This window comes from Noviherbaspirillum sp. Root189 (genome assembly GCF_001428545.1).
Classification (GTDB): Bacteria; Pseudomonadota; Gammaproteobacteria; order Burkholderiales; family Burkholderiaceae_D; genus Noviherbaspirillum.
Genome location: NZ_LMHZ01000067.1, coordinates 308,466 through 335,446 on the forward strand (window position 1 = coordinate 308,466; position 26,981 = coordinate 335,446).

14 protein-coding genes are annotated in these 26,981 nt (G+C 58.7%); 11 read left to right on the forward strand and 3 right to left on the reverse strand.

Going from position 1 to position 26,981, the window contains the following annotated elements:
* Positions 1–62: 62 nt before the first annotated feature.
* Positions 63–857: a crotonase/enoyl-CoA hydratase family protein gene (locus ASE07_RS26185; protein WP_057293741.1), complete on the reverse strand. Its 795-nt coding sequence runs from the start codon at positions 855–857 to the stop codon at positions 63–65.
* A gap of 285 nt (positions 858–1,142) precedes the next feature.
* Here ASE07_RS26185 and ASE07_RS26190 point away from each other — a divergent pair, with 285 nt between their 5' ends.
* From ASE07_RS26190 to ASE07_RS26225, 8 genes are all read left to right on the forward strand, one after another.
* On the forward strand, positions 1,143–2,366 hold the full coding sequence (locus ASE07_RS26190) for a CaiB/BaiF CoA transferase family protein (protein WP_057293742.1): 1,224 nt from the start codon (positions 1,143–1,145) through the stop codon (positions 2,364–2,366).
* Positions 2,367–2,427: 61 nt separating this feature from the next.
* Entirely contained in the window at positions 2,428–3,585 is a 1,158-nt protein-coding gene (locus ASE07_RS26195; RefSeq protein ID WP_057293743.1) for an acyl-CoA dehydrogenase family protein, read from the forward strand.
* 11 nt (positions 3,586–3,596) lie between these two features.
* Positions 3,597–4,589 carry an acyl-CoA dehydrogenase family protein gene (locus ASE07_RS26200; protein WP_057293744.1) on the forward strand — a complete coding sequence of 331 codons (993 nt, stop codon included), beginning with the start codon at positions 3,597–3,599 and terminating at the stop codon, positions 4,587–4,589.
* Between the two features lie 47 nt (positions 4,590–4,636).
* The gene (locus ASE07_RS26205) at positions 4,637–5,620 is read left to right on the forward strand and encodes a Bug family tripartite tricarboxylate transporter substrate binding protein (RefSeq protein WP_057293745.1); all 984 of its coding nucleotides are present in this window, start codon (positions 4,637–4,639) and stop codon (positions 5,618–5,620) included.
* A 7-nt stretch (positions 5,621–5,627) separates the two neighbouring features.
* Positions 5,628–6,641 carry a zinc-binding alcohol dehydrogenase family protein gene (locus ASE07_RS26210; protein WP_057293746.1) on the forward strand — a complete coding sequence of 338 codons (1,014 nt, stop codon included), beginning with the start codon at positions 5,628–5,630 and terminating at the stop codon, positions 6,639–6,641.
* Positions 6,642–6,681: 40 nt separating this feature from the next.
* Positions 6,682–7,842 carry a CaiB/BaiF CoA transferase family protein gene (locus ASE07_RS26215; protein WP_057293747.1) on the forward strand — a complete coding sequence of 387 codons (1,161 nt, stop codon included), beginning with the start codon at positions 6,682–6,684 and terminating at the stop codon, positions 7,840–7,842.
* Positions 7,843–7,851: 9 nt separating this feature from the next.
* Positions 7,852–8,328, forward strand: a complete 477-nt coding sequence (locus ASE07_RS26220; protein WP_057293748.1) for a MaoC family dehydratase — start codon at positions 7,852–7,854, stop codon at positions 8,326–8,328.
* 202 nt (positions 8,329–8,530) lie between these two features.
* Positions 8,531–9,487, forward strand: coding sequence for a Bug family tripartite tricarboxylate transporter substrate binding protein (locus ASE07_RS26225; protein ID WP_057293778.1), 957 nt, complete (start codon positions 8,531–8,533; stop codon positions 9,485–9,487).
* Positions 9,488–10,284: 797 nt separating this feature from the next.
* Here ASE07_RS26225 and ASE07_RS26230 read toward each other — a convergent pair.
* The gene (locus ASE07_RS26230; RefSeq protein WP_057293749.1) at positions 10,285–11,652 is read right to left on the reverse strand and encodes a sigma-54-dependent transcriptional regulator; all 1,368 of its coding nucleotides are present in this window, start codon (positions 11,650–11,652) and stop codon (positions 10,285–10,287) included.
* Between the two features lie 198 nt (positions 11,653–11,850).
* Positions 11,851–12,375, reverse strand: coding sequence for an aspartyl/asparaginyl beta-hydroxylase domain-containing protein (locus ASE07_RS26235; RefSeq protein WP_057293750.1), 525 nt, complete (start codon positions 12,373–12,375; stop codon positions 11,851–11,853).
* Between the two features lie 565 nt (positions 12,376–12,940).
* Here ASE07_RS26235 and ASE07_RS26240 point away from each other — a divergent pair.
* The 3 genes from ASE07_RS26240 to ASE07_RS26250 form a co-directional block, all read left to right on the forward strand.
* Entirely contained in the window at positions 12,941–17,299 is a 4,359-nt protein-coding gene (locus ASE07_RS26240; protein WP_057293751.1) for a non-ribosomal peptide synthetase, read from the forward strand.
* Positions 17,296–25,182, forward strand: a complete 7,887-nt coding sequence (locus ASE07_RS26245; protein WP_057293752.1) for a non-ribosomal peptide synthetase — start codon at positions 17,296–17,298, stop codon at positions 25,180–25,182. The genes ASE07_RS26240 and ASE07_RS26245 overlap by 4 nt, the downstream gene beginning before the upstream one ends.
* The coding region (locus tag ASE07_RS26250; protein ID WP_057293753.1) for a condensation domain-containing protein at positions 25,179–26,981 on the forward strand (1,803 nt) is incomplete at its 3' end. The genes ASE07_RS26245 and ASE07_RS26250, both read left to right, overlap by 4 nt.

The window sequence follows — 26,981 nt, forward strand, 5'->3', positions numbered from 1 at the left end:
TCTCGTAGGCCCATAGTATACCTGCATTGCCCCGCGCCGCATTCTCAAGCATCGTTTCGCCGTCAACCCTTGAATACCGGATCGCGCTTTTCAAGGAAGGCAGCGACAGCTTCGCTATGGTCCGGTGTCTGATGCGAAAGGACTTGATATGCCGCTGAGATCTCCAACAAGGTATCAAGGCGTGTATGCATGCCTTCACGCAGAAGGCGTTTGGTCATGCGTACCGCATGAGGAGGATTGGCTGCAATCTGCTCGGCCAATGCGCGCGCGGTAGGAAGCAGGTCCTCAGGTGCAACCACGCGCGACACAAGGTTCCACGCGAGGGCCTGTTCGGCATCGATTATCTGGCCCGTAAAGGACATTTCCGCTGCGCGCGACAGGCCGATGACGCGAGGTAGCAACCAGGCGCCACCGTCTCCAGGAACAATCCCCAGCTTCACAAAGCTTTCGGCGAACTTGGCATGACGTGAAGCAATACGTATATCGCACATGCAGGTAAGGTCCAATCCGGCGCCGATGGCTGCCCCATTGACCGCCGCGATGATCGGCACCTCCAGATTAAACAACGCCAGGGGCAGTTTCTGGATACCTTGACGGTAATCCTGCCGAATCTGCATGCCGGTTACTTCGCCGGAGGCCTGCCGCTCCATATCCTTGATATTGCCGCCCGAAGAGAATGCGTTGCCGGCACCCGTGAGAATGACAGCGCGCACGCTACGATCGTTTTCGATTCGCTGGATTGCTGCAATGAATTCCGGCACCGCGCTGTTTCCCGTCAGGGGATTGCGGCGTTCCGGTTCATTCATGGTCAATGTGACGATATGCCCTTCTTGCTCGTAAAGTAAAAAGTCCGCCATGTGCATCTCCTGTTGGTATTGGTTAAGAATAAATATCCAACAAGCCTATTCATTCTTTCGCTGTCTGTCCAATATCAAAAAAGAACTTCGTGATACGTAAATGAGATAGGCGCATTTGTTAAGAGGATTGTAAAACCACATATTGCAGTGCAATATTGCCGGGAACGCGATACCACTTAAGTATCAGGGAAGCAGAAATTAATATTGGACTGTCGGCGCACGCCCGCACTATGCTCTGTCTCATGCCGAAACGGCAAGTCGTACTGCAACTACACGGGAAGATGAATGAAAACGGCTTTAGGACACCTGAAAGTACTTGATCTGACACGCGTACTCGCCGGTCCATGGGCAACACAGAACCTTGCTGATATGGGTGCCGAGGTAATCAAGGTGGAACGGCCAAGTGCTGGCGATGACACCCGGGGTTGGGGCCCACCGTTCATGAAAGATGCAGAAGGCCGCGACACTGCCAACGCGGCATACTACTTGAGCACAAACCGCGGGAAGAAGTCGATCACCGTCGATCTGGCCTCTGAAGAAGGCCAGCAGATCATTCGTGAGCTGGTTCGCGACGCCGATGTTGTCGTCGAAAATTATAAGGTTGGAACACTCGCACGTTATGGTCTCGCTTATGAAGATCTCCGTCCGCTGAACCCGCGCCTGGTTTACTGCTCGATCACCGGCTTCGGGCAGGATGGCCCTTATGCATCGCTGCCTGGGTATGACTTTGTATTCCAGGGGATGGGTGGCCTGATGAGCATTACCGGGCATGCCGATGGCGAACCGGGCGGTGGCCCGATCAAGAGCGGTGTCGCCATCTCGGACCTGTTGACAGGCATGTATGCAACGACGGCCATACTTGCCGCGCTTGAGCATCGCCATGTGAGCGGCGAAGGGCAATACATCGACATGGCTCTGCTCGACTGCATCGTAGCGATCAACGGATATCAGGCGATGAACTACTTCATGTCGGGCAAGATTCCGCAACGGATGGGGAATACGCATCCGAACATGGTGCCGTACCAGGTGTTTCGCTGCAAAGAAGGCGAGGTCATTGTCGCTGTAGGCAATGATTCGCAATATGCCGCATTTTGCGAAGTCATCGGGCGCAGTGATCTGGCTGTCGACCCGCGCTTTGTCACGGTAGGACTGCGCAACATCAACCGTGATGCCCTGATTCCGCAGCTCGCCGAGACGATGCTGACTCGCACCATGACGGAGTGGGTCAGGGAAATGGAAGCGGCCAATGTTCCGTGCGGACCGATCAACAACATGCAGCAGGTGTTTGAAGACCCGCAGGTGCAGCACCGTCAAATGAAGTTGTCGTTGCCCCATTCCGTTGGTGGAGAGATTCCGAGCCTGGCCAATCCGATCCGTTTTTCGGCTACGCCGATTCGCTATAAGCATGCTGCCCCCACCTTGGGAGAACACACTAATGAGGTGTTGGGCGCGCGTCTCGGCATGTCAGAAGACCGTATCGCAGCACTGAAAGCCCGAGGCATCGTCTGAGGCGCTGTCGCGAACAAGGAGACCCCATGCAATTTACTGCTCAATACAAGGAAGTGACGTAATGACTGCGCTGCTCAACCATTTCCGTCTTGCCTCTCTTCCCGCCGAGGCGGAAGCCTTTCGGGCCGAAGTTAAGGAATTCCTTCGGGTACGGATGCCAGCTACACCGCCGGATGTCCGGGCGCGCTCCTGGATGGGCTTTTCCGCCGAGTTCAGCCGCGACATGGCCAAGCGCGGCTGGGTTGGTATGACATTACCGCGAGAATACGGCGGCGCCAGTCTGGACGCATTTTCGCGCTTTGTGCTGGTCGAAGAACTGTTGATAGCCGGTGCGCCGGTGTCTGCACACTGGATTGCCGATCGCCAGAGCGGGCCGCTGATCCTGAAATACGGCACTGAAGCGCAACGCCGCTTTTACCTGCCGAAGATCTGTGCCGCGGAGGCTTTCTTTTGCATCGGCATGAGCGAACCGAATTCCGGTTCAGACCTTGCCAGCGTCGGCACCCGGGCGACCCGTACAGACAAAGGCTGGCGTCTCAGCGGACGCAAGATCTGGACAACCAATGCGCCACGATGCCAGTACATGATTGCGCTGGTGAGGACATCCGGTAGTGCAGAAGATCGGCAACGCGGCTTGTCGCAATTCATCGTTGACCTTTCACTGCCAGGCGTCACCGTGCGCCCGATCCAGGATCTGGCCGGCGACGCCCATTTTTCGGAAGTGTTTTTCGATGATGTCGAGCTGGCGAACGATGCACTGATCGGCGAGGAAGGCGGGGGCTGGGAACAAGTCACCGCAGAACTGGCGTTCGAGCGAAGCGGTCCGGAAAGGCTGTACTCAAGCATCGTGTTGCTTGATTACTGGATCGATGACCTGAGGCGAAGCGGTAATGTGGAAGCACATGTTGCCACCATTGGCCGGTTTGCGGCGCATCTTGCGACGCTGCGCAACATGTCCGTCACAGTCACCAGCCAGCTGGTAAAGGGCGCGAGTCCCGTCGTCGAAGCCGCGCTGGTGAAAGATATCGGCACAGAATTCGAACAAACCATTCCGGCTGTCATAGAAGCGGCAATTGCGGCGGACCCGCATGACATCGTGGACGCGGATTTATACCGCACGGTTGCTTATGTTAATCAGGTTGCGCCGACTTACTCCCTGCGAGGCGGTACACGTGAAATCCTGCGCGGCATGATCGCCCGCGGGCTCGGCTTGCGTTAAAGGAACCAGCAATGTTTGTAGAAGCCATTGAAGATATTCTGAAGGACCAGTGTACGCCGGCAGCCGTGCGTGCGATTGAGGCCGGCGGCTCCCCTGACGCATTGTGGAATGCTGTAACAGAAGCGGGCTTTCTTGAATTGCTTGCCTCCGAAGAACACGGCGGCGCCGGCTTAGCCCTGGCGGAGCTGTTTCCAATTTTGACCACATTAGGTGCTTATGCGATGCCCGTGCCTCTGGCGCAAAGCATTGCCGCGCGTGCCGTGCTGGCGGCACGAACGGAAATCCCATCCGGCATGTTGACGTTCGCGCCGGCATTGCGCCGCATGGAGAACGGACGCCTGATCTGCCCGCTTGTGCCTTATGGCGCGATCGCTAACCATGTCATCGCCCAGGATGGCGAACGTGTGCTTGTCCTACCGGGCGCAAGCGCAGTACGGACCTCGACCGGCGTGCATGGCAGTCTGGTCGCGAGCATGAGTTGGGAAGCCGATGTCGATGCAGGGCTTGCGCAAACCACCTTGGCTGCTGGCGGCCTGGCTGAGTTCGGCGCAGCGTTGCATGCCGCTTTACTGGCCGGAGCCATGCGCCGTGCCTTCGATATGACGCTGCAGTACGCCAATGACCGGTCCCAGTTCGGCAAGTCGATCGGCAAGTTTCAGGCAATACAGCATCAGATCAGCGTGATGGCTGAGCATGTCGCTGCCTCGTTGATTGCGGCTGAAGCAGCGTTCCATGGCGATGCACGCACGCCGGCGCCGCTTGCCAGCGCCATTGCAAAATCACGTACCAGCGAGGCTGCCGTACTGGTCGCATCGATTGCTCACGCGGTACATGGTGCCATCGGCGTGACCGAAGAATATGACCTTCAGTTACTGACCCGTCGGCTGCATGAATGGCGAATCGCACATGGTTCCGAAGCACATTGGAATCGCATTGTAGGGCAGAGAGTATTGCAGTCAGGTGAGGATCGGATCGTCGATTTCATACGTTCAGCCAGAACGTGAATGTCGTTAATGAATTACAGGGCGAGAATGCCCGGAGGAGACTTGAAATGTTAAAGAAATCTTATCGCAGCGTCATGATGTCGGCCGCAGTTGGATGTGCAGCAATGCTGGTGCCGGCACTACAGGCAATTGCGCAGGACTTCCCGTCCCGCGTAATCAAGTTCGTTGTCCCTTTCCCTCCCGGGAGCGGAACCGATACGTCGGCACGCTACTTCGGCAAGAAGTTGTCCGAACTTACGGGCCAGCCAGTCATTGTCGAAAACCGCCCCGGCGGGAATGGATTTATCGGCGTCCAGAACGTGTTATCGGCACCGGCTGACGGCTATACGGTTTTCGTCGGCAGCAACTCCACACTAGCCGTTAATGTTGCCCTGTTCAAGAAATTGCCGTACAACCCGCAGACCGATTTTGCGCCGCTGTCGATGATGATGCGCGCGCCGGCGGTTCTCGCGGTGCCACCGAATTCGCCGTACAAAACCGTGTCAGACCTTATCAAGGTTGCCAAGGCGCAGCCAGGCAAACTGAACTACGCATCCGGCTCCGCCGGCTATCAGCTGATGGCTGAACTGTTCAATGACGTGGCGGGTGTCAGTACTGTGCACGTGCCATATAAGGGCGCTTCGGACGCTCTTGCCGGCGTTGCCTCCGGGACGGTTGACCTGACCTTCTCGGACATTACGGCCACACAAGGCCTGGTCAAGGGCGGCAAGGTACGCGCGCTTGCCGTGGCATCCGAACGACGCGCACCGGCCTTGCCGGATGTTCCGACCGCTGCGGAAAGCGGCTTGCCGGGATACCAGGCTTATGTCTGGGTAGGCGCCATGGTATCGGCCAAGACGCCGAAAGCGGAAACCGAGAAGCTATCTTCGCTCCTGACACAGATTGCCCGCATGCCGGAAACACGCGAGTTCTACGAACGCCAGGGCGCGGAAGTCATGAGTGGCGGCGCGGAGGAAATGCGCAGTTTCCAGGCTGCCGAGATCGAGCTCTGGAAGAAGATCGTTGTCAAAGCCAAGGTAGAGCAGCAATAGGGCGCATATGAAGGCAATCGGAATCCCCGCTGAAACTTCCGACCGCGACATCGAGTCGCTGGTCGACCTCGATATTCCCTTTCCAGTAGCCGAGGGACGGGATCTCCTGGTCAGAGTCGAGGCAGTGTCGGTCAATCCGGTTGATATAAAAATGCGCAGTGCACGGCCGCATGGCGACGGACGACCACGCATTCTCGGCTGGGATGCTGCCGGCACGGTGGTGGATGTTGGCTCGCAAGTGACACTGTTTGTACCGGGAGACCGTGTCTTCTATGCGGGCAGCCTCTTGCGTCCCGGCTGCAACGCGGAACTGCACCTGGTTGACGAACGCCTGGCGGGGGCGATGCCGGCGTCGCTTGGTTTCGCAGAGGCCGCTGCGCTGCCCGTCGCGTCGCTGGCTGGATGGGAAGCGTTATTCGAGCGCATGCGTATTTCGACGAATGGCGATGATGCTGGAAAAACCGTGCTCGTCATCGGTGGCGCCGGTGGGGTAGGGTCAATGGCAATCCAGCTGGCGAAAGCCGTCGGGAAACTTCATGTGATTGCGACTGCATCACGGGCAGAATCGCAGGCATGGTGCAGCCATCTCGGCGCCGACATTGTCGTTGACCATCGTGAGGATCTTTCGGCACAACTTGCCGCGCACAACATACGAACGGTTGATTTTATTCTCTGTTTGGCCGATACGGACCGGTATTTTTCAACCATGGCAAAGCTTATCAAACCCCACGGGCATATTTGCTCGCTGGTAGAAAGCGAATCCCCGTTGCCCATGAATGAATTGCGCGGAAAGAGTGCTTCGTTCAGCTGGGAAGGCATGTTTACCCGCTCACTGCACGCGACACCCGACATGATAGAGCAGCACCGCATACTAAATCGCATTGCCAGCCTGATTGATGCCGGGAAATTGCGCAGTACCGCGAAAAATCACTTTAAAGGCCTGAACGCGAATAACCTTCGGCAGGCGCATGCGCTGCTGGAAGCCGGGAACATGATTGGCAAACTCGTACTGGCAGCATAGATACTTTTTTTCACAATATCAGGCTCACCAAGGAGAACTGATGCTTCCTTTAAACGGCATTCGCGTACTGGACCTGAGCACGGTTGTATTCGGCCCTTACGCCAGCCAGATCCTTGCCGACTACGGCGCAGACGTCATTAAGATTGAAACCCCGGAAGGAGATTCGACCCGAAAGACAGGACCGACGACCGAGCCCGGCATGAGTGCAATTTTCCTGGGTGTTAACCGTGGCAAGCGCAGCGTCGTGCTGGACTTGAAGACTCCCGCAGCCCGGGAAGCGCTGCTCAAGCTTGTCGACACCGCTGATGTGTTAATGCACAGTATCCGCCCACAAAAGTTAGCTGCCATCGGGCTGGACCCGGATACACTGCGCAAACGCAATCCGCGCCTCGTGTATGTCGGCCTGCTCGGATTTTCGGAGGACGGACCCTACGGAGGGATGCCTGCATACGATGACATCATTCAGGGACTGTCCGGTAGCGCCGCACTGATGGAAAAACAGACCGGGACGCCACAGTATTTCCCTACCATCGCAGGTGACAAAACCTGTGCGCTGGTTGCCGCGCACGCGATCCTCGCGGCACTGTTCAAGCGCGAACGTACAGGCACGGGCTCGTATGTCGAAGTGCCAATGCTGGAATCCATGGTGGCGTTCAATCTTGTTGAACATTTTTACGGCCAGCATTTCGATCCGCCACTTGCCGCTGCCGGCTACCCCCGCGTATTGAATCAGTGGCGGCGCCCTTACCGCACGACCGATGGATACGTCTGTGCGATGCCCTATACCGATGTACATTGGCAGCGCTTTTTCATTGAGTCTGGCAGACCGGCCCTTGCCAGCGACGAACGCTTTATAAACATTGCTGCTCGTACGACTCATATTGCACAGTTATATGAGATAGCCGCGGAGGTGATTGCGGGCCGAAGCACCGATGCGTGGCTGAAAACCTTCAGCCGGCTAGAGATACCCGCATCGCCGATGCTCCGGCTCGAAGAACTGCAGCAGGACGAACATCTGCGACAGACAGGCTTCTTTGAAACGCTGACTGATCCCCACATGGGGCAGCTCGCTTTTCCTGGTGTTCCCGTGAAATTTGACCATGAGCGCCCCCCTGTGCGCATGGCGCCACGGCTGGGGGAGCATACCGAGGAAGTCATGGCCGAACTTGGTATTGCGAAGCCCCACAATTCTGACGACTGAAAGGACAACATGAGCGACACAAAACCGGTGCAGCAACTTGGTCAGGGATTTTATTGGCAGGACCTGGAGCCAGGTCAACGCCTCAAGACTTTTCGTCGTACCGTGACCGAAGCCGACCTCGTCGGATTTATTGGCGTCACCGGCATGCTGGAAGTCATGTTCATCGATAGTGAGCCGCTTGAAGGTGGCATTGCAGGCAGACCGGTGCCTGCTGCGCTCACCTATACCTTGATCGAAGGTTTGCTATTGCAAACCATGATCCAGGGAACTGGTCTTGCAATGCTGGAACTGACACAGAAAATCCATGCTCCCGTTTTGGTCAACGACCGCATTTATGCCATTGTCGAAGTCGACAATATACGTCCTACCTCGAAAGGTGGCAGGGCGATCGTCGACTCCACTATCAAAGTCTATAACCAGCGCGATGAACTGGTAATGACTTACACCGCTCGGCGGATGCTGGCGGGACGTAACCATGCGACATAAGGACATTCCGGCGTGAGTGGCATGCCAGTGAAATTTGCAGTGCAGACAGATACGAACGTAGGTAAGCGCGGAATAAGCGTCTCGTTCGGTACATCAATGTAGCAATCGCCATATCCGGCAACACACCAATTTAAGGAGAGACAAAATGAAATCATTTAGCTTACGCCAGCTTCGATCGGGCTTCACGCAAGCTGGGGTCGCGATGGCCGTCGGCGTTGCCGCCCTTGTTACCTTTGCCGCACCGGTAGCACAGGCTCAGTCAGCCTACCCGAGCAAGCCCATCACACTAATAGTGCCATTTCCTCCAGGCGGACCTACCGACCTTGTTGCGCGCGTCCTGGCCCAGAAGATGGGAGAGCAGATGGGGCAGCAGATCATCGTCGACAACCGGGGCGGCGCGAACGGCAATATTGGTTCAGGGCTGGTCGCAAAGGCGCCAGCTGATGGTTATACGGTGTTGTACAACACCTCGTCCATCGTTCTCAGCCCCGCGCTGTATAAGAGCCTTTCCTATGATGTGCAGCGGGATCTGATGCCAGTGGCCCTGACGGCAACCGTACCGCTCGCGTTAGTGGTGAATCCATCACTGCCGGTCAACAACGTGAAGGAGTTTATTGACTATGCCAAGGCAAATCCCGGCAAGCTTTCCTATGGTTCCGCCGGCAGCGGCAATATCACCCATCTGGGCGCGTTCCAATTCTTGCAAGCCAATGGCATTGATGCGGTACACGTTCCCTATAAGGGCAGTGCGCCCGCCGACGCTGATCTCGTCGGTGGTCAGATCCAATTCATGACGGACACGATCAATTCGGTTGCAAGCTTTGTGCGCGACAAGCGGATGCGCTTGCTCGCCGTCACGACGCCAAAGCGTATTCCCATATTCCCCGATACGCCAACGGTAGCAGAATCAGGCCTGCCCGGCTTTGAGGTGAGCGCCTGGCAAGGACTGATGGTTCCGGCCAAGACGCCAGAACCCATCATCAAGCGGATCAACAGCGAGCTGATGAAAGCACTGCAGAGCCCCGATGTTCAAAAGAAGCTGGCTGCCCAAGGCGCTATTCCTCTAGGCTCAACACCGGAAGAATACGGCGCCTACATGAAATCAGAACTGGCACGCTGGTCGAAAATCGTCAAGCAAACCGGCGTGTCGCTCGACTAAGTGTCATATAGAGTGTGGATTACTAAGGATATAGCTTTCATCGCGCTGAGTAGTCCACACGAGAACATTGATGTATGACCGACCGTGATCATGCCGCACATCGCCAGAATGAACCGATTGGAGTAGTAGGGGCGGTGTCATTCGGTCCCCGCGCGTAGCAAGGTATACCCGATGGCCCCTGAACAGCCGGCGATAGCCGACTAGAGCCGCCGCTGATGCTGCGGCATAGACGCCATTGGCTAACTCATAGTCGAAGAAGGGTGGCAGCTCGCGGCCCCGTACCTGCGGGTTTCATTTGCCCTTCTTGAGTTCCCATGCGTACACATCGCCTCGCATCGAGAATCGCATGTTGATGCACTCGTGTTCGGTCAGGATGTGTCCAATAACTTCGAAGACAATCTGATTCACGACTTCCAGATCTGCCTAGGTGGCACGTCCCGGGTTGACATGGCTTCTTCCACGGCCTGAACAACGACAGGTAACGGCCTTTCGTCGAGCAGTGTAGCGACTGGCAACTGACGGAAACACTTGACCATACATTCGGCAGTGTGTTGTGCCTGCTTTCCATCTTCGAGAAATGTTGTCACACCCTAGCGAGATGCCGTTAATCTCATTCCAGTCCCGGTACGCTTCTTTGTACCATGAGAAATACCTTGGCGTGCCATGGCAATGACATTATCGATTGATTTGTTCCATTTTAGGTTAAATGTCGTGCAACTTACGATGGATCAGTGGATGCTAGCGTTAGTGCATTTTCATAGCGACCTAAAACACTTCATTCCTATTGAAATTACAGTCTATTCCTTAATCGGAATTCCTAGACGCTTTATTTTATCGTAGAGCGTTTTCTTCGAGATGCGAAGCAAATCTGCGGCCTCAGTCACGCTGGCCTTGCTTCTGGTAAGTGCCTCCGAAATGACAATTTTTTCATAGGCGCCCACCTGCTCGCGTAAGGAGCAATCAACGAGAAGACTTTCGGATCTAGGCAGGCCGTTGTTCGAGAGCACGGAGTGTTTTGGACCGACATAGTCAGGCTGCTGTGCCATGCCAAGCACGAGGCGGTCAGCGAAATTGCGCAATTCCCTGACGTTGCCTGGCCATTCATGTCGCATCCAATCACTCATATCCTGTTCGCTCCAAAAAGGCATAGGGCGTCCAAACCGGCACGAGGCCTCTGCCACGAAATGGGACAGCAGGAGCGGGATGTCTTCACGGCGATGTGCAAGACGAGGTAAATCGATTGTAACTACGCCAATTCGATAGAAAAGATCTGTACGGAACTCGCCCTTCTCGCTTAACTTGATCAAGTCGGTTTTCGTGGCGGCGATGACGCGGCAGTCAATCGGAATCAACTGGTTTCCGCCGATGCGCTCGACGCGCCGCTCCTGTAGTACTCTGAGCAGTTTGACTTGTAGCGAAAGTGGCATGCTTTCGATCTCGTCAAGAAATATCGTTCCTCCACTTGCGTATTCGAATTTACCAATACGGCGCTTTTGCGCCCCGGTGTACGCTCCGGCTTCATGGCCGAACATCTCGCTTTCAAAGATGGACTCAGGTAAAGCCCCGCAATTGATTGCTACAAATGGCCCTGTGCGTTCACTCATCACGTGAAGCTGTCTTGCAATCACTTCTTTTCCTGTCCCGGTCTCGCCATTGATCAGAATATCGACGGCCGTTGGCCCAAGACTGGCGACCTGAGCGCGCACTCGGTTAAGTGCCTCGGATTCACCAATCATGAGCGGTGCAGGAAGACGACTGCGCGAGGTTCTTCGCAGCAGCCGGTCTTCCATAATGAGGGAACGCTTCTCCGATGCGCGTTTGACCGCTCCCAGGAGGCATTCAGAGGCGAAAGGCTTGGTGACGAAATCATAGGCCCCTGCTCGCATCGCATCGACGGCCATATTGATATCGCCGTGAGCTGTGACAAGAATCACCGGGATGTCGGGGTCAACCGTGGATACCTCGCGCAGAAGATCCATGCCCGAGCGGCCCGGCAGTCTAACATCGGTCAGTATGACCCCTTCGAAACGCGAGTCGACCGCCCGGCCTGCGTCCTCCGCCTTGCCAAACTGAAGGACCTCGAATCCACCAAGTTCCAGGGTTTGAGACGTCGCGATACGTAGCGCTGTGTCGTCTTCGACAAGAATCACTTTAGAGTTTGGCACTTGGTTTCCTTTCGACTTCCAGGCCGCGATGCCCTTTGACGATCCACATGATCCGTTCCTTGATGCGAAAGCCTGCCAGCCCATCGCGCGCAATCGTCTTGCACACGATTTTTCGGGGGGCGCCTCCGATCGTCAGACGCATCAAGCACGGAAATCTCGCGGCGAGACGTGTGGGTCGGCCATGCTCACGGATGACCGTTAATAGGATGTCACAGCTTCCGGGAACGATATTTCACTTTGGACGTCACGTTTGAAATCAAGCAGCAGCACGACGCGGGTTGTGTCGCTCTTGTTCCAAGCTTCGTGAAGATATGTATCGTCGAACACGAAGCAGGATCCGGGGCGCCAGGTTCGCGTCTCGCCGGCGACCTTGATGCCGCAATCAGCTGGTGTGATGAGTCCGAGATGGCATCTCAGAACTTTATTGGTATAGCCGACATGCGGGGCTATATGTGTGCCGGATGCAAGCGAAGAGAAGCCAGCAGTGACGAGTCCCGGAATTGTTTCAACCAGTTCGGTCGTCCTCGGACAAAGAGCGCAGTGTTCGTCGACGCGCTTTCCAAATTTGTAGAGCCCAAAGACCGTCCACTTGCCGCTGTAGATATCGCGCTCCGGCCAATCGATGAAGTAGGTGTTGCTCAAGTTATGCAACTCGTCCAGCACCTTTTGCCACTCGTTTTGCAGCCGAACGAGCGACGGGAAATCGGTTGTGTCCAAAAACATGGGGCGTGTCTCCTTTTTAGGAAGTCCTGATTTTTTCTTGCCAGCATCAAGGTTCTGTTGAAACCCGTGCAGTCGCCTTTTTGTGGTGAGAGCGTAACAGAATTCGACACAAACCGGGACCGCCGTTACATGTCGAATTAACCCATCTCAATCGCCTCGCCTGATCCGGCTCGTGCGCACGTTACCTTTTTCGGAACCGAATCAGGGCGCGTCTGGAATTCCATCCGCAAAGATCGACCCTCGGTTTTCTTGTGAACTAATCCGTAATGATTTCAACTACTTAGGTTTTTGATCAGAGTGGCACGGAACCTGCACTTATGGTACCTCGGCAATAAGACTTCACGATGACATCCTACTTTGCTGCGACGCCGCATTCTGCGCCGCCTGCGAGTCGCGGGGATGGAATCCGAGCCGGAGGAGTACGACGTGAATATAACTCTATTTGATTTGCACGAGAGCGTGGACGGGTTCGCCTTCACGCTTTGCCGGTGTCGGGCGGTCGCGACAAAGACCGGTCGGGCACTCACGTGTTCCGGGCTGACAGACTGTGGTGAAGGAGGTATTCGTGATTGAAGACTCGATCCCCGCTGCCCTTGACGCGCGCGAGGAGCGCTTTCCGCTGACCTCCGCCCAGCGCGAGGTGTGGTTCGATCAGGTCATGCACGCCGACGTTCCCTTATACAACATCGGCGGCTACATGCGTATCGAAGGCGAACTCGACCGCGGCCGTTTCACGCAGGCGTTCAACCTTCTTCTTCAGAAGCACGACGCTCTGCGCCTCGTTCTCGTCCGCCCCGATGATACGAACGGCGAGCCGCAGCAGACATTCCCAAGAGGCTTGCGATTCGAAGTGCCGCTGCACGATTTTTCAAAGCTGCCGGATGCGCACGCTGCCGCCGAGCGCTGGGTGCAAGAAAGCTTGGACCAGCCATTCCAACTGTATGGCCAGCGTCTTTTCCGCTGCGATCTCATCAAGATATCGGATGCCTTGTGTTACTGGTCCATGCATTTTCATCACCTGGTCACGGATGGATGGGGCATCGCCTTGCTGGGCCACTCGATGGCCGCAATCTACGGCGCGTTGGAAGCCGGGCAGGAGCCGGACCTTTCCGTGCCGCAGTACACAGGCTACGTTTCGAGCGATCGGGAGTATTTGCGCAGCGACGCCTATCATCGGCAACGCACGTACTGGCTGTCGAAATACGAGGACGTTCCGGAAGCCTTGTTTACACCGCGGCGTCGCATGGGTGAAGCCGTGCGAGGGCGAGCGAGCGACTGCATGACCTTCACACTTCCGCGCGCGCTCTATGACCGCATCGGAGATTATGCGGAGAGCAGGGGGGCGACGACGTTTCAGGTCATCCTTGCCCTGTTGTACGTATATGCCGCGCGCACCACCCAGCGTGAAGATGTCACGATCGGCATTCCGGTGCTGAACCGCTCGAATGCCGCGTTCAAGAATACTTTCGGCCAGTTTGCCGGCATCAGCCCGGTACGCATGAACTTGTCGATGGAACTCGGCTTCGATCATGCGCTGCGTGAACTGGGCGGCGTACTGAAGAGGGATTACAGAAACCAGCGTTTTCCGATCAGCGAACTCAATCGCGTACTTGGACTGCGCCAGGCCGAACGGTCTCAGATGTTCGACATCTGCTTATCCTACGAGCGCCATGATCATGACGTGGTGATGGGTACGGCGCGCGGCGTTTCGGTCGCCATGCTCAACGGATATCAGCAGACGCCGCTGACCCTGTTCGTCCGGGAATTTAATCGCAGCGACGATATCCGGCTCGATTTCGTGTTCAACACGCGCTACTTCGATGCGGCCGCGATCGTCTCCGTGCATCAACGCCTGCGCCTGCTGATCGACGCGATCCTTGATGAAAGCGACACGCCGTTGTGCCGTCTGCCGCTACTTGGGCAGGATGAACTGGCACAACTCGCGGCCTGGAACGACACCGGCGCGTCTTACAATGTGCCGGAGCGGGTGCATCAGATGTTCGAGGCACAGGCTGTCGACCATGGCAAGGCCATTGCCGTGATCAGCGATGAGCGCTGCCTCAGTTATCGCGAACTGAACGAAGAAGCCAATCGCCTGGCCCGTCATCTGGTGGCGTCAGGCGTCCGGCCGAACGATCCGGTCGCCGTCTGCATGCCTCGCTGCCCGCAATTGCCGATCGCAATCCTGGCCATACTTAAGGCGGGTGGAAGCTATGTGCCGCTCGATCCGGCATATCCGACGGAGCGGCTCAAGCATCTGCTGGACGACAGCGCACCGGCTGCGGTTCTGGTCCGGTCAGGAATTCCGGACGCCGCACGTGCCGCGATTCAGGAATCGCTGGCCCCGGACGCGTCTCCTGCCAGGCTGGTCGACATGGATCAGGACGCGCCCGCATGGCAGCTTCAGCCGGCCTCGAACCTGGTGCCGGCGGATCTGCCCGCGCCGGATGAAAGCATCGCCTACATTATCTACACCTCTGGCTCGACCGGCAGTCCGAAGGGCGTGGCCAACACGGTCGCGGGCCTGCGCAACCGGCTTGCGTGGTTTCATCAGGCTGTTGCGGAAATGCCGCTGGTCACGGCTTTCAAGACCAGCATCGGCTTCGTCGATTCCGTCACTGAAATCCTGGAAACCCTGACGTGCGGCGGCAGTCTCGTTGTGTTCGAACCGGACAGTACGCGCGATCCGCTCGCTTTTGCGCAACGAGTCAGCCAGTGCGGCGTCACCAATCTGGTGCTCGTGCCCTCCTTGCTGAAGCACTTCGTGACGCTTGACGGCGCGGCATTCGCCTCCGTGCGCACCATCATGTGCAGTGGGGAACGCCTTGCACCTGATCTGGTGCGCGCATTCAGCGATCGGCATCGCGGAATCCGTCTGTTCAATTTTTACGGCTCCTCCGAAGCGAATGGCGATTCGACCGCCTATGAATACACTGCGCCGGCGATGACGACGCTCGACGACGGCTCGATCATTGGTCGTCCGATCGCTAATACACACATCTACATCCTCGACAAGTGGGGGCAACAAGTTCCGCCCGGAGTATCTGGCGAGCTCTACGTTTCCGGAGTTGGTGTGGCCCGCGCCTACTTGAATCAACCGGAGCGGACAACCGAGCGTTTTACCGCGGACCCGTTTTCCTCAAAGCCAGATATGCGGATGTATCGTACGGGCGACCTCGCGCGTTTTCGCCCAGATGGAAATATCGAGTATCTGGGTCGTAACGATTTTCAGTTAAAGATTCGCGGGTTCCGCATTGAGCCGAGCGAGGTGGAACAGGCGCTGGCGAGCCATCCCTGCGTCAAAGAATGCGTGGTGGTGGCCGATGCCGGGAGCGAGGACGGATACCGGCTTGCAGCGTATGTGGTGCCGCAGGCGACGCAAGATTCCAGCGCGCACGATGATGACTTCCAGGGTTTCAGCTTGTTCTACTTTGGCGCCGAGACCTACGATCCGACCGATAAATATCGGCTATACATCGAATCCGCCCGCTACGCAGATAAAAACGGCTTTCACGCGGTATGGACGCCCGAGCGCCATTTCCATGAAGTCGGGGGCCTGTATCCGAACCCAGCGACCTTGAGCGCCGCACTCGCGACAATCACGCACCGCGTACATTTGCGCTCCGGCAGTGTGGTCCTGCCGCTGCAGAACCCGGTGCGTGTTGCCGAAGAATGGTCAGTGGTTGACAATCTTTCCGGCGGGCGCGTCGGCGTATCTGTAGCGTCCGGGTGGGTGCCGCGCGACTTCGTACTGGCGCCCGACAACTACCCGTGCCGCAAGGAAGTGATGGCGGCCGGGATCGACGCGCTCAAGGCGCTTTGGCGCGGAGAGCAGCTTGCGTTGCCTGACGGCGCCGGGAAATCATCCTCGGTACGAATTTACCCGAAGCCTATACAGCCCGAGCTGCCACTCTGGGTGACCTCATCCGGAAATCCCGCTACTTTCGCGCAGACCGGTGCGCTCGGCGCCAACCTGTTGACCCATCTTCTCGGCCAGACTATCGATGAGGTGGCGACAAATATCGGGGTCTACCGGCAGGCGTTGGCCGAGCATGGCCACGATCCGAAACGCGGTCGCGTCACACTGATGGTGCATACGTTTCTCGGACCGGATTTTGAACAGACCCTGGATAGGGCGAAAGCGCCGTTTACGCGCTACATGCGTTCGCATCTCGGGCTGCTGGAAGCCTTCGCGAAGGGTATGGATATTCCGACCAGCAGCCTTGACGAGAAGAACATCGACACCATCGTGAACTATGCTTTCGAACGCTATTCCAGAACCGCGTCGCTGATTGGTACGCCACAGACCTGTGTCGACGTGGTCTCGCAGTTGAGGGACATCGGTGTCAACGAGATCGCCTGTCTCATCGACTGGATGGATACCGAAGCGGCCTTGCAGGCCTTACCGTATCTGAACGAACTGCGGCAACTTTCGCAAAAGGCACCGCCAAGTGCCAACGTCATGCGCAAACACTTGAAACGCTCGTTGCCCCACTACATGATTCCGTCCAGCCTGACCTACCTGAATCAACTGCCGCTGACCGCCAGCGGAAAACTCGATCGCAAGGCTTTACCCAAGCCGGGCAGGGTGGCGGTGAACCGCCGCTATGTCGCCCCACGTACGCCGAGCGAAACGACGTTGGCGCAGATCTATGCGCAAGTCCTGAACTTGCAGGCGGTCGGAACACAGGATCGTTTCTTCGAAATCGGCGGTGACTCATTGCTTGCGGTGAAGCTGAACAATGCCATCGGCGAGGCCTTCAATCTTACGCTCCCGATCCGAGATCTTTTCGAGCATGCAAAGCTCGAAGAACTCGCGGAGCACCTGGATGTGTTGAAGGCGGCGAAAGCGTCGACCCTGAACAGGATCCTGCCTCTATTGGACCAATCCCGGGCGACGGAAGCGGTGGTTGTGCGAGTATGAGCTTAACCCACTTGCTCGAAACACTTGCCGACGCTTCAGTCCAACTCAAGCGGGACGGCGACGAACTGGTCGTTACATTCAGTCGTGGCGCGCCAGACGATACCATGATCACTGCCCTGCGCATCCACAAGGCGGCGCTCCTGCAATTCCTGGATGAGCGCGGCGGAAGCTGGACACCCGAGCAGAAAGCGCTATCTGCGCCGGCAGGTACGCCGCTGTCGTTCGGCCAGCAGCGTCTGTGGTTTCTGAATCAGCTGCAGCCTGCGAGCGCCGCATACAACGAGGAATTCTGCGTGCGCATGCAAGGGGAGATCAATCTCCCGACACTGGAGGATGCGCTGAACACGATCATGCAACGTCATGACATCCTGCGCACACGCTTTTGTAACGAGGATGGGCGACCTGCCATCAACGTAACAGGGGAACTTGCAATTCGCCTGTATCTCCATGACTTGAGCCACATGGAATCGTCTGAGCGCATGCGTACGGCGCTCGAATTGGCCGGTGCACTCGTCTTGCAACCGTTCGACCTGGCTGTCGGCCCGCTGCTGCGCGCGAACCTGACCAGGCTCGATGCGCAGGATCATCTTCTGCAGGTCTGCATGCACCATATGGTTTCGGATGGATGGTCAATGCGCGTGCTGGCCGGCGAGCTCGTTGCAATCTACCGGGCCTTGTCCGAGGGCCGGAAACACACCCTGCCTAGGCCGGAAATCCAGTACGTCGACTATGCGGTCTGGCAGCGGGCCAATCTCGAACAGGGAGCGCTGCACGCACAGACTGACTTCTGGCGAAAACAGTTACAGGGTGCTCCCGCAGTGTCGACGTTGCCGGCCGACCGTGCCCGGCCGTCGGTCCAGGATTACAGCGGCGCCTCCGTAAACGTCGAGATCGATGCGGAGCTGACCGCGCGACTCAGGCAGTTCAGCACGCGCCATCAGGCGACCTTATTCATGACGGTCCTGGCCGGCTGGTCAGCAGTGCTGTCGCGCCTGTCAGGCCAGAATGATCTGGTTGTGGGATCGCCGGTTGCTGGGCGCGGGCGTGCGGAGCTTGAAACGCTGATCGGTTTCTTTGCCAATACGTTACCCCTGCGGATCAATTTGGACGGGGCGCCGAACGCAGTCGAACTCGTGCGGCGCACAAAGGAGACCGTCATCGCCGCGCATGACCATCAAGACTTGCCGTTCGAGTACATGGTGGACGCACTCAAGCCTGCGCGCAGCACGTCTCATAGCCCGCTGTTCCAGGTCATGCTGAATTGGCAGACTGCGGTTACCGACGACATCGATTTTCCCGGCCTAAAGCTTAGTGCGGTCTACACACCCTACGACATCGCCAAGTTCGACTTGACGTTGCGCATTGTGGAGGAAAAACACAGACTGCTGGCTCGCTTCGAGTATGCGACCGCATTGTTCGATCGGCTCACTATCGAACGACACGCACGCTACCTAATTCGAATATTGCTGCAAATGACCGACAACGAACTGGTTCCGATGAGCGCGCACCAGTTGATTGACGGCGACGAGCGACGGCAGCAAGTGTTTGAGTGGAACGACACGCAGGCAGCGTTCGAGGACGACGCATGCATCCATCAACTTTTCGAGATGCAGGCGCGCAGTCATCCGGAAAAGATCGCGCTGGTGCATAGCGGCACCTCTCTGAGCTACCGCGAACTCAATGCGCGGGCGAACCGTCTGGCGCGGCATCTCCGGCAGCGCGGCGTCGGTGCTGACACGCCGGTCGCGATATGCATGGAACGCGGATGCGACATGATCATTGGCCTGCTCGCGGTGCTCAAGGCGGGCGGTGCCTACGTCCCGCTCGACCCGGCTCATCCGGTTGAGCGGCTTGCGCACGCAGTGCACGACAGCGAAGCTGTGCTTGTACTGCTTGATTCGCGTCTTGACCCGGGCTTGCGTGCAATGTTTGGCGCTGCCTGCACCTCGGTGCTGTTGCTAGATGAACAGGCGGGCGACTGGATCGATGAACTGGAGTCGGACCTGGATGCGGCTGCGATGGGTCTGTCGGCGTCGAACCTCGCCTACGTGATCTATACCTCGGGCTCGACGGGAAAGCCCAAGGGAGTTATGGTCGAGCATCGGGGCGTAGTTAACCTGCTACAGTCGATCGGTCATACCGTTGGTATGCATGCGGACGAACGCGTGCTGGCGCTGACCACAATCGCTTTTGACATTGCCGCGCTCGAACTCTACCTGCCGCTGATCCATGGCGCATGTATCGTGCTGTGCGGACGTTCGGACAACGCGGATCCGGTTGCCCTAAGCGTGTTGCTGGACCAGAATGAAATCAGTTTGATGCAGGCCACACCGGCCACATGGCGCATGTTGCTGTCCGGCGGATGGGCGGGCGCCACCCGTCTGAAGGCGCTATGCGGCGGCGAGGGGCTTTCGCGCGCACTCGCACGCGAGCTGGCGTCGAAGGTCGGCCGGCTATGGAACGTGTACGGGCCGACAGAGACGACGATCTGGTCGACCTGCGCAGCGCTCGGTACGAATGAGGCCCGCGGGACCGCCGCGTATGCACCGATCGGCAGGCCGCTCGCAAACACGCGCCTATACCTGCTCGATGCCGAGCAGCAGGTTGTTCCGCTTGGAGCCGTGGGTGAGTTGTATATCGGCGGTGCTGGCGTGGCGCGCGGTTATCTCAAGCGGCCTGAACTCGATGCCGAACGCTTTGTTGTCGACTGCTTTGCCGGCGACGGAACACGCATGTACCGGACCGGCGATCTTGCACGCTACCTTCCTGACGGAAATCTCGAGTTCCTGGGACGCTCGGATTTCCAGGTCAAGTTGCGTGGCTTCCGCGTGGAGCTCGGCGAAATCGAGGCTTGCATGGTGCGTCATCCGGACGTGCGCGAGGCCGCCGTTCTCCTGCAGGGAAGTGACGACGACGACAAGCGGCTCGTCGGATATTTCACTGCTGCTGCCGATGCACGCGTGGACATCGCCACCCTGCGCGCCTACCTTGCCACCTTTCTTCCCGATTACATGGTGCCGGCTGCCGTTGTCGCGCTTGCAGAAATGCCGCTTACACCAAACGGCAAGCTTGACCGCAAGGCGCTTCCGGCGGCTTTGCCCGATGAATTTGCCCACAGCGCATATGTGGCGCCGGCGGACGACATCGAAATCGCGCTGGCGCGGATCTGGAGTGCGCTGCTCGGGATTGAACGGATCAGCCGCCTCGAGCATTTCTTTGAGGCCGGCGGTCAGTCCTTGTTGGCGGTACGCCTGATTTCCCGGATCCGGTCTGAACTCGGGGTAGAGCTGAACGTCACGCAGGTGTTTGCGTATCCGGTGCTGGGCGACATGGCAGTGATGGTCAGGACCGCCGCACGCAGCGAATTGCCGCCGGTGACGCCGGTGTTGCGGGCAGAACCCTTGCCGCTGTCGTTTGCCCAGCAGCGGCTATGGTTCCTTTCGCAGCTGGAGCATGTCAGCCGTGCCTACAACATGGGTTTCGCGCTCAGGCTGGCGGGCGAACTGGATCGCGCCGTCCTGCAGCGTGCTCTGGATCGACTGGTCGAACGCCACGAAGCTTTGCGCACAGTCTTCCTGCTTGCCGACGGGCAGCCTCGTCAGCGCATCCTTTCTCCCGCGCGTGGCTTCCCGCTCGAGTACGTCGACCTGGAAAGAGATGCCGACGCGACCAAACGCTTGCAAGCCCTGATGCACGACGAAGTCGCGGCGCCATTCGACCTCCAGCGCGGCCCGCTCGCGCGCGGCCGCCTGATCCGGTCCGCGGAAAGCGAACACGTTCTGTTGTGCACGATGCATCACATCGTGTCGGATGGCTGGTCCGTCGGCGTCTTGACGCGCGAGCTAAGCGCGCTGTATCGCGCATTCAGCAGCGGGGAGCCGGATCCCTTGCCGCCACCAGCGTTTCAATATGCCGATTACGCGCTATGGCAGCGCCGCTGGAGCACCACAGAGACGCTGGAGGGACACGCAAAATACTGGACAACGTTGCTTGCCGATGCCCCCAAACGACTGGAGCTGCCCGTAAACCGGCCCCGTCCCGCAGAGCAGGATTATTCGGGCGCATTCCTAGAAACACGCCTCGACGAGCAACTAGCGCACGACCTTCGCGCGCTGAGTCAGCGCCACGGTACGACCCTGTTCATGACTTTGCTGGCCGGATGGGCGGTGCTGCTGGCGCGTCTGGCCGGCACCGATGACCTGGTCATCGGAACGCCGGTAGCAAATCGTACCCGGGTGGAGGCCGAACCCCTGGTCGGCTTCTTCGTCAATGCACTGGCGCTGCGCCTGGACCTTTCCGGCGACCCGGACGTGGCGGAAATTTTGGCACGCGTCAAGCGCCGCACGCTGGAGGCCCAAGAGCACCAGGCACTGCCGTTCGAACACCTGGTCGAGAGCCTCAGCCCGACTCGAACGCTGGATCACCATCCGGTTTTCCAGGTCAGCTTCACCTGGCAGAACAACGACGAAGGAGCAGTCAGCTTCCCGGGCATGCAGGTGGAAGTGCTGCAGCCGCCGCGTCTGACCACGAAGTTCGATCTGTCACTGTACCTGGCCGAGGATGAAGGCGGAATCACTGGCGGGATCGAGTATGCGACCGCGCTGTTCGACTCTTCAACGATCGCGCGTTACCTCGGGTATTTTCACAACACCCTGCGGGCCATGGCGGCGGATGAGGGCGCGACTGTCAGCCGCATCCCGCTCATGAACGGAGCCGAAACGCGCAGTGTGTTGGGCCTGGATGCGGTCGAAGCCGCACCGGTCGATGTAGTGTGTGTACATGAATCCTTTGAGGAGCATGCGCACCGGCATCCCGAGGCAGTGGCCCTGATGCACGGTCCGGTATCGGTGAGCTACGGCGAGCTTAACAGCAGGGCGAACCGACTGGCACACTACCTGCGACGCAAGGGCGTTGCTCCGGATACATACGTCGCGCTTTGCCTCGATCGCGGCGTTGATCTCATTGTTGCTATTCTAGCCGTGCACAAGGCGGGCGGCGCCTATGTGCCGCTGGACCCGACGTATCCCGCGGACCGGCTGGACTACATGCTCGCCGACAGCAAGCCGGTAGTCGTCCTTACGCACGCAGGCGTGAAGCAGGCGTCACGCACTGTGCTCGAACGCGCGTCAGTGCCGGTCATCGATCTGCAGGAGCAGGAGAGCGCGTGGCGGCAGGAGCCGGCATCGAACCCCGATAAAGCGAACGGCGCCGGCCCCGAGGATCTTGCCTATGTCATCTATACATCCGGATCCACCGGTCGACCCAAGGGTGTGCTGGTCGAACACCGTAACGTCGCACGCCTGTTCACCACGATCCGCGACCGGTTCAACTATTCCGCATCGGATGTCTGGACCTTGTTTCATTCCTGCGCATTCGATTTTTCGGTATGGGAGATCTGGGGCGCGTTGGCGCATGGCGGACGCCTGGTTGTCGTTTCACACGACACGTCACGTTCCCCGGCACAGTTCTATCAGCTTCTCTGCGACGAGGGAGTGACCATCCTTAACCAGACGCCGAGCGCCTTCCGCCAGCTCGTGGAAGCGCAGCGCCAGAGTGATCTGACGCACCGCCTGCGCGCAGTGATCTTCGGCGGCGAGGCGCTGGAGCCAGCCATGCTGAAACCCTGGCATGAACAGGCGCGCAACCGGAACACTCAACTCGTCAACATGTACGGCATCACGGAAACGACGGTCCATGTCACATACCGTGCCCTGGCACCAACCGATACGAACCGTGCTGGCGTCAGCCCCATCGGCCATCCGATTCCGGATCTGTCCGTCTATATCCTCGACCGGCATGGCGCCCCGGTTCCCCCCGGCGTTGCTGGAGAAATGTATGTCGCGGGCGCCGGCGTCGCGCGCGGTTACCTGAATCGTCCCGAACTGACAGCGGAACGCTTCCTGACCGATCCCTTTTCTGGACGGCCGATGGCGCGCATGTACAAGACCGGCGACCTGGCGCGGCGCCTGCCGGATGGCGAGATCGAGTATCTGGGGCGTAACGACATGCAGGTCAAGCTGCGTGGCTTCCGTATCGAGCTGGGCGAGATCGAAGCCCGCCTGGCCGAACACTCGGCCGTGCGTGAGGCCGCCGTGGTCGCCCGGGACAACGGGCCGGACGACAAGCGCCTGATCGCCTACCTGACCGCACGCACCGATTTCACGCAGGAGGAAGCCCTGCAACTCGCGCATGAGCACATCGCGGAGTGGTCGCGCCTCTACGACCAGACCTATGATGACAAGTCGTTCGAGCAGGCGAAACCGGGCTTCAATTTTGTAGGCTGGCGCAGCAGCTACACGCACCAACCGATTCCGGATGTCGAAATGCACGAGTGGCTGGACGGTACCTTGCGCCGCGTGCGCGGGCTCAATCCGCGCCGCGTGCTCGAAATCGGATGCGGAACCGGCATGATTCTCCTCAACGTTGCGCCCGCATGCGAACGCTATGTGGGTACCGATCTTTCTCGCAAGACGGTCGAACAGCTTTCTCGCCACATTCGTTCGGACCCGGAGCTGAACGCGCGCATCGTGCTCGTGCACGGGAATGCGGCGGATTTGTCCGGCGTGCCGCAGGAACGCTATGACACGGTCATCCTCAATTCGGTTGTCCAGTATTTTCCGAACAGTGAGTACCTGTTCGAAGTGCTGGCAGGAGCGGCTGGCAAAGTCGCGGCTGGTGGCAGGATCTTCATCGGTGACGTGCGCCACCACGGCCTGCTCGAAGCATTCCACCTGTCGGTGCAGCTCGCGCAACCCACTCCCGGCCTGAGCACCGCGCAACTGAGGACGCGGATCCGGCAGAAGGCTCGACTGGACCCCGAGCTATTGCTCGATCCGGAGTGGTTCATGTCGCTGAGCGAAAAGATACCGAGCATCTCCGCCGTCCAGATCCTCCCCAAGGAAAGCGCGCATCTGAACGAGATGTCGGCCTACCGCTATGACGTCGTGCTGACCATCGCGGCGCCGTCGGATGTCGCGCAGGTGCCGCACTGGATTGACTGCGATACCGCCGGCTGGGGCGCCGCCGAGATCGGCCGCGCCATCATTGACTCGCCGCATGCGCTGATCGGCCTCAGGTCGGTGTTCAATCCGCGTGTCGGGCCGGTCGCCCGGATGCTCGATCAAATGCAGGAAGGGCAGTCGAGCACCGACACATTCGATGCGGGACGTGACAGCGCTGCCGAAGCCGGCATGACCTGCGCGGATCTGGCCGAATTCTGCCGGCAGCGAGGTTACCTGCTCAAGTTGAGCTGGTACCCGGCCGACAAATCCGGTGCCTATCATGCCGTGGTGTCTAAGAGCGACACATTGCCTGACGTCGACTGGCAACGCCAAGGACACGCATCGTTGGCCGGCAATCGCTTGTCACATGCAAACGATCCCTTGCAGGCCAAGCGGCTGGCAACGCTTCCGGATGAATTGCGCGCGCACCTCGCGTTGAAGCTACCGGAGTACATGGTGCCGGCGGCGTTCCACACGCTTGATGCCCTACCTTTGACAATGAACGGCAAGCTGGACCGTAACCGCCTGCTTGAAGAAGACGCACCGGTCCACGCGGCGCACCGGTATGAAGCGCCGGTAGGAGAGATCGAAACGGAACTGGCCGTCATCTGGGCCGAACTCCTTAAGGTTCCGCACGTCGGCCGGAACGACGATTTCTTTGCGCTCGGCGGCCACTCGCTACTTGGCACCAAGCTGATCGCCCGGGTCGCCCACGACATGGGCGCCGAAGTGTCAATCCAGGACCTGTTTTCCAGGCCGACGCTCGCCACGCTTTCCGAAAGGATCGTGAACCTGTTGCTGGCCGACCTGACGCCGGGCGAACTCGACGGCGAACAAGCCGGTTCCGGCGCTGAACCCTCCACGCTATCGACGCTGACATGAACGTTCCCCCATTAGACGACTTGCCGCAGGACGACCGCGACCGCCTGGTGCGCCTGGCGCGTGCTGCCAAGCTCAAACGCCAGGCAGCGATACCGACGCTTCAGCGTGGCAAGCCGTTCCCGCTGTCATTTGCCCAGCGGCGACTGTGGTTCGTTTCACGCATGCAGGTGGAAAGCGCGCCGTACCACATTTCGATCGGCCTGCGGATCGAGGGAAGGCTGAATCGGTCCGCCTTGCAACATGCTTTCTCCACACTCGTCGCGCGACATGAAGCATTGCGAACGACCTTCGCGCTGGTTGACGACGAGCCCGTGCAGATCATTGCTTCGGGCAGCACGGACATTGCCTTGCACGAAGAGGATCTGGCAGCCTGCGCTACGCGCGATGTGCTTGACGCAGCGGTGCACGAGGCAATGGCGGCGGAAGCGCGCATGGCGTTCGACCTGGAGAAGGGGCCGCTGGTGCGCGGCCGCTTGCTCAAGCTGGGTGAGGATGAACATGTGCTGCTGATCGCGATGCATCACATCGTGTCGGACGGCTGGTCACTAGGCGTCGCGACCGATGAGCTTACTGCGCTTTACAGGGCCCACCTGGACAGTAGTGCGGAAGCCCTGCCCGCCTTGGCGGTACAGTACGCGGACTATGCGGTCTGGCAGCGGGGGCGCCTGCAGGAAGCTGGTTGGCAGGCTCAGATGAAGTATTGGCAGCGGACCTTGGCCGGCGCACCGGCAGTCCTCGATCTGCCGTTCGACTCGCCGCGCCCGGTGCAACAGGATTTTGCAGGAGGCTATGTCGAGCTGGTTCTCGACCCTGCACTGACAAGCAAGTTAAAGGCGCTGGCACAACGTCGTGGCATCACGCTGTTCATGACTGTGCTGACAGGTTGGGCGGTCCTATTGTCGCGCTTGTCAGGTCAAGAAGACCTGGTTGTCGGAACGCCGACCGCTAATCGCAGGCGCAAGGAACTGGCGGGAATGATCGGCTTCTTCGTCAACGTGCTGGCGCTACGCATCGATCTGTCAGGCAATCCAGATGTGGCCGAATTGTTAGCACGGGTCAAGGCGCAGGCGCTTGTGGCGCACGAACATCAGGAACTGCCATTCGAGCAGGTGGTCGAGATCGTTAACCCGCCGCGCAGCACCGCGCACAGTCCGCTGTTCCAGGTTTCGCTCACCTGGCAGAACAATGACGAAGGTAATTTGCATGTGCCCGGCCTGAAGTTTTCCCGGCTCGAAGGACATTCGGGTACCGCAAAGCATGACTTGTCGCTGTATCTGGGTGAGGTGGGCAACAGAATCTCGGGTGGTCTCGAATACGCGACGGTCTTGTTCGAACGCAGCACGATAGAACGGTACTGCGGCTACCTGCGGCAGGTACTGCAGGCGATGGTGGAAGACGACAGCCGAAGCATCGCCACGCTGCCGCTGCTGGACGCCAGCGAGCGGCAGCGTCTGCTGGTCGAATGGAACGCGACCCAAGCTGCGTATCCGGAGGGTTCCTGTATCCATGAACTGATCGAGGCGCGGGCAGTCGCGTCGCCGCAGGCAGTGGCGCTTTCGCATGAAGGCGCCGAAGTCAGTTATGCCGAACTCAATGCCCGGGCCAACCGGCTGGCGCGCCAGTTGCGCAGGCAGGGCGTGGTGCCCGATGCGCGGGTGGCAATCTGCATGACGCGCGGCATCGACATGGTGGTTAGCCTGCTGGCGGTGTGGAAGGCCGGTGGTGCCTACGTGCCGCTGGATCCGGCCTATCCGCCCGGGCGGCTGGAGTTCATGCTGGAAGACAGCGCCCCGGTGGCG